The sequence below is a fragment of the Arthrobacter sp. yr096 genome (genome assembly GCF_900108925.1).
In the GTDB taxonomy this organism is placed as follows: Bacteria; Actinomycetota; Actinomycetes; order Actinomycetales; family Micrococcaceae; genus Arthrobacter.
Genome location: NZ_FNYI01000021.1, coordinates 1 through 4,509, shown reverse-complemented (window position 1 = coordinate 4,509; position 4,509 = coordinate 1). Strand labels below are relative to the sequence as shown.

6 protein-coding genes are annotated in these 4,509 nt (G+C 64.6%); 1 reads left to right on the top strand and 5 read right to left on the bottom strand.

The genetic code is table 11. The annotated features are described in order from the left end of the window. Positions 1-202: 202 nt before the first annotated feature. Entirely contained in the window at positions 203-595 is a 393-nt protein-coding gene (locus tag BMY91_RS22860) for a hypothetical protein (RefSeq protein ID WP_090826485.1), read from the bottom strand. A gap of 59 nt (positions 596-654) precedes the next feature. Further along, positions 655-1,578, bottom strand: coding sequence for a DNA-processing protein DprA (gene dprA / locus BMY91_RS22855; protein WP_090826482.1), 924 nt, complete (start codon positions 1,576-1,578; stop codon positions 655-657). Between the two features lie 772 nt (positions 1,579-2,350). Between dprA and BMY91_RS22845 the strand changes: the two genes are divergently transcribed. After that, entirely contained in the window at positions 2,351-2,578 is a 228-nt protein-coding gene (locus BMY91_RS22845) for a hypothetical protein (protein ID WP_090826477.1), read from the top strand. Between the two features lie 80 nt (positions 2,579-2,658). Here BMY91_RS22845 and BMY91_RS23260 read toward each other — a convergent pair whose 3' ends face one another. The 3 genes from BMY91_RS23260 to BMY91_RS22830 form a co-directional block, all read right to left on the bottom strand. Continuing rightward, on the bottom strand, positions 2,659-2,808 hold the full coding sequence (locus BMY91_RS23260) for a hypothetical protein (RefSeq protein ID WP_177179997.1): 150 nt from the start codon (positions 2,806-2,808) through the stop codon (positions 2,659-2,661). A gap of 183 nt (positions 2,809-2,991) precedes the next feature. Next, entirely contained in the window at positions 2,992-3,978 is a 987-nt protein-coding gene (locus BMY91_RS22835; protein ID WP_090826472.1) for a DUF4192 family protein, read from the bottom strand. Between the two features lie 79 nt (positions 3,979-4,057). Then, positions 4,058-4,408, bottom strand: coding sequence for a DUF3846 domain-containing protein (locus tag BMY91_RS22830; protein WP_090826469.1), 351 nt, complete (start codon positions 4,406-4,408; stop codon positions 4,058-4,060). Positions 4,409-4,509 lie beyond the last annotated feature (101 nt).

Sequence of the window (4,509 nt, the reverse complement as noted above, 5' to 3'; positions counted from 1 at the left end):
AAAGGGTGCGAGCCCTGCGAGCATGCTCTGCCCTGGCCCCTGCGGATCCACCCAGGTCAATCCCCGCCAAGGCTTGCCGCACGCACCAGGTGCGTCGTGCCGGCCCGGTTGCGGGAACGGCGGTCCGTCGCCGGCAACCACCCACCCAGGCGACCACCCGCGACGGACCGCCCGCCCACACAAGACGAACGGCCCACCCCGCTTACGTGGGGCTGTAGGGCGCGCGGGTGTTGAATCGGCGGAAGTTGGCGGCGATTTCTTGGGCGATATCAGTTATCGGTGTTCCCGGCGTGATGGTTTTCTCTTCGTCGTCGGAGAACTCCACCGGTTCGCCGGCCTCGTCATACTGGTCAGGCCCGTAGTAGAGCTCAGCCGTGGTGAACTGGGATTCCAGAGGAGTGTTCCAGCTATACGATCCGGGGCCAATCAGGAAGGCGTGGCTGCCTTCGCTCTCCAGGAAGAACGTTGCGGTGCCTCCACCGGTCTGGCCGACCTGAAGTTCCAGGCCTTCGGCCTTCATCGCCACGACCAGTTCCCGGGCGGGAAACCATTCGATCTCTTCGGCGGTCTGTCGTGCATCGGGGCTTTCAGTCATGGTCATTTCTCCTTTACGAATGGGCGGTGGCCGGGAGGTTGTCCCGGCCACCGGTGGGTCTAGCTGGCGAGTAGTTCGGCTACTTCGTCGGCGTCGGACACCAGTGCCGCCGTGCCCTCTTTCAGGAGCCGGTGGCAGCCTGCGGAATTCGCGCTGTGCACGCTTCCGGGTACTGCCGCGACGTGCCGGGCTATGGTTTCGGCGTGGTGCGCGGTGTTTAGCGCACCGGAACGCCACCGGGCTTCGACAACACAAGTCACTCCGGCCAGAGCGGCGATGATCCGGTTCCGGTCCAGGAAACGTGCCCGCGTGGGTGCGGTACCGATGGGCTGCTCGGAGACGATCAGGCCGCTGGTTTTGATCGCGGCCGCGAGGTCCGCGTTACCGGACGGGTAAACCCGGTCAAGGCCACCAGCTGCGACGGCGATCGTCGCCGGACCAGTCCCGGTGCTCCCAGCCAGTGCGCCACGGTGGGCGTGGGCGTCGATGCCGTAGGCAAGACCGGAGATGACGCAGATCCCCTGCCGGGCCAGCCCGTGGGCCATTTCGGCGGTAACGGCAGCTCCGTAGCTGGTGGAATCACGGGATCCGGTCAATGCCGCTGTGCGCTGCGGGGCCGGGATTCCCTGGGCGATGTTCCCGACGTACCAGAGCCCATAGGGCGGGTTGGGCAGGTCATCCAATCCCTCGGGCCAGTGCTCGTCCCCGGGGATCAGGAACCCGCCGCCAAGGTCTTCGACGGCTTCCAGCTCGGCCTCAATCTTGTCGGTGTCGAGGTCGCGGGGTGCCGGTGCCCAACGGTCCAGCCCTTTTGAGAGTTGGTCAGCGGTGACCTCCCAGAACGGAAACAGGGGCCGGGCACGGAGGGCCATGCGGTAGGCGGGGTGTGCCCCGTGGCGGGCTACAAGCTGACGGGCTACGTCATCGCCCGGGGTGAACATGCAGGTAAGGGCCGCGCGTGCAATACGGTTTTCGTCGTTCATGGTGTTGCTCCTTCTTGTCCGAGAAGTTGGGCGGTGGGGCGACCAATGGTGACCGGCCAGCTTCCCCGCTCCCCCGTTGTTTTTTGTTGCTGGCACGTAGTGCTCTACGGGGCCGACGGAGGCGTCTGCTCCCGCCAGGGCAAGGTGCTGGAAATCGTCGAAAGGAAATAAGCGAAGCGCCGTCGAAGAATTCCAGTGCCGCAGGGCCCCTGAGGAACGATGGGGTCAGCAGCCTGGAGCCGGAGCGGAACCGTATGATCCGCAGGACAGCCACAAAAAACGTCGTAGACACAAAAGGGCCAGGGTGTCCGGAGCTCTGCGACGGCGCGCCCTGGACCCAACAGCCGGCCACGGAGCTTGCGGAGTGGACGCCCCAACGGGTGCGAGTTCTGCGAGCATGCACTGCGTTCTCAGGCCACGGTGGACAGCAATACGGGAGCATCCTGGGTAGTAGACCCTGCCGGGGGAGGAACCCGTGATGGCCCAGGTACCTGGGCCATTCTGCGAGGGGAACCTATAGTTGTGCTCATAAAAGGGGGCACCATGGAGTTGCTAGGTGTAGTAATTGCAGCAGGATTGTTGATCGTTGCGGCAATCGCGCTTTATCTGTTGAGGCGGACCAAGCAGCGGCCGGTCGATTCGGATCCGGAGTCAGAACGTGCACTCCGGGATTTCCACCGTGGAAAGACCCTCGGTCACTCCCATTACGTCGGGCTGGACCACACTGGCCACTGGAGGTAGCCGGGCCGGGTATAAACCGGGACACTGAGGCATGACTGATCCGATACCGCGGCCCGGACCCGGCCGGGCTCGTCGTGGTCTTAGGTGGTTTCGCTTCCTGGCGGTGCTGTTCACCGTCGCCGCCGCGGCTTGCCTCGTGCTGGTGGCCATTGATGTGTTCATTGGACGGCCTGCAGCAGGGGACCTGTTTATCGCCGGTCTAAACGCCCTGGCCGCTGTGGTGCTGTGGCGCTTTGCGGTCAAACACGTCGATGCATGATGAAGGGCCGGCCTTGTGGCCGGCCCTTCTGGTTTCCTCGGACAAAGGAAATCTGTGGTGCAGCGTCGTTGCTGCAGTGGTTAGCGCTCGTGGTGTTCCTGGGTGTGCGTGAAATCGACCGGCCCTAGGGGTTCGCCGGCGGTGAGCAGCTGAAGTTCGATGAGGTCTTCGAGGACGCTCGCGTCCGGTGCTGGTTTGTCGTCCTCGGTCAGGATGTATTTGGTTCCCATGCGGCTCTCCCAGGTGCAGTGTTCTCGTTGGATTTCACTGTAGCCGTGGATCCTCCGCATTGGCTGGGTTTGCCGGCTGCGCCCGCGCAGCGTCATGGCGGCCGGGGGAGCGCCAGCGGAGGAGGCCGCCCCGCCACGTGAACGGCCGGGCGGGACCATTGCTGATCCTGCCCGGCCGTCACGCTAGCTGATGGGGCGCGTGTAGGCGGTTTCCGGGTTCTTGGCCACCTCTGCGATGTGGAGGATAGCTACGAGCTCTTCGCGCAGAAGAACTGCCAGCCGGTAGTGAGGTACGTCCTCGACCGCCAGTTTCAGGTAGCGCTCGGCGTGGGTTCCGGAACCCTTGAGCCACTGCAGCCAGCCCATCAAGGTCAGCATCGGCGCGCGCTGGCCTTCGGGGACAACCTTCATCAGTTCGAAAGCGAGGGCTTCGGCGCGGTCCACGCGCTTCCAGTCCGGGCGGCCGTCGAACTTGCCTCGCAGCAGGTCAAGCATGCTGCCGTTGTTCGTGGTGATGGTCTCGGCCATGAGCATGTCTCGCAGGTGCGGGACTTGGAACCAGGCCGCCAGTTTCCGGGCGGTCTCCGTCTCCGGCGTGCCGGGTGTCTGCAGCGCAGCGTCCCATTCCTGTTGTGCATGCTCGACGGCTTCTTCCGTGAGCACGGGCACCTGTACCGGCTCGACCCATTTGCCCAGCAATGCAGGGTTGTAGACGTCCACGGTCGCGGCGCTTCCCATGAAGGTCAGGGTGGCGTTGGCGTTGCTGTCGGTGATCTGTTCCAGCGGGTTCCGCTCGGTGGTGCCGTATGCGGCCCAGTGGGTGCTGGTGACGAGGTAGACCTTGCGGACGGGCATCTGTGCGGTGGCCAGTTCGTTGCCCAGGGCGGCGACGTGCGCGGCGTAGGGGAACCGGTCATCGTCGCCGGTTTCGTCCGTGTAGACGATGAGGTAGCAGGCCGTGGCGTTCTCGTCTTGTGCCGCGAGGCTGGTCACCGTTTGGGCGAACCCCAGAGGGGCCGCATCCATGGGTGCATCCACGCGCAACGTGGCGCCAAGGGCTCCGGCGGTGGCGGTGAGCACGACGAAGGAGTCAGTGGGGGTGCCTCCGAGCAGGTGCGGGATGTATGCCAGCAGGTCAGCGGGGCCGGTGAGTGTGAGCTTTTCAATCATGATGTTGTGTCCTTCTTGTCCGAGAAGTTGGGTGGTGGGTGGTGGCCGGGAACGTCTGGTTCCCGGCCACCGTTGGCAGCTAGGCCGCTGGCTGGATCAGCCGGGTGTCGAAAAGTGCTTCGGCCCTGCGGATCAGGTAGTCCGGGACGTCGGTGTCGTGGTTGAGTCCTTCCCTGCCCAGGAACACGGCGTTCCCGGTGACCGGGAGGTCAAGCCCGGTGTCGTGCAGCAGCTGCACCGCGCGGACGTTTGAGGCTCCGGTGGTTTGCGTTTCCGCGTTCAGGTAGACCTGCCAGTCGCCTCGGGCGATGCATTCCAGGCCGCCGCCGACGATGATCTGCAGGCTCGAGTGCCGTGCGTCAATGCTGTGGACGGTGACGTTCTCGCTCAGTCGCGCCGGGACGTACAGCGCTATCAGGTGGTTCAGCATGGTGTTTGTCCTTCTTGTCCGAGAAGTTGGGTGGGTGGGGCGACCAATGGTGACCGGCCAGCTCCCCCGTCTCCCCCCGTTGTTTTTTGGTTGCTGGCAAG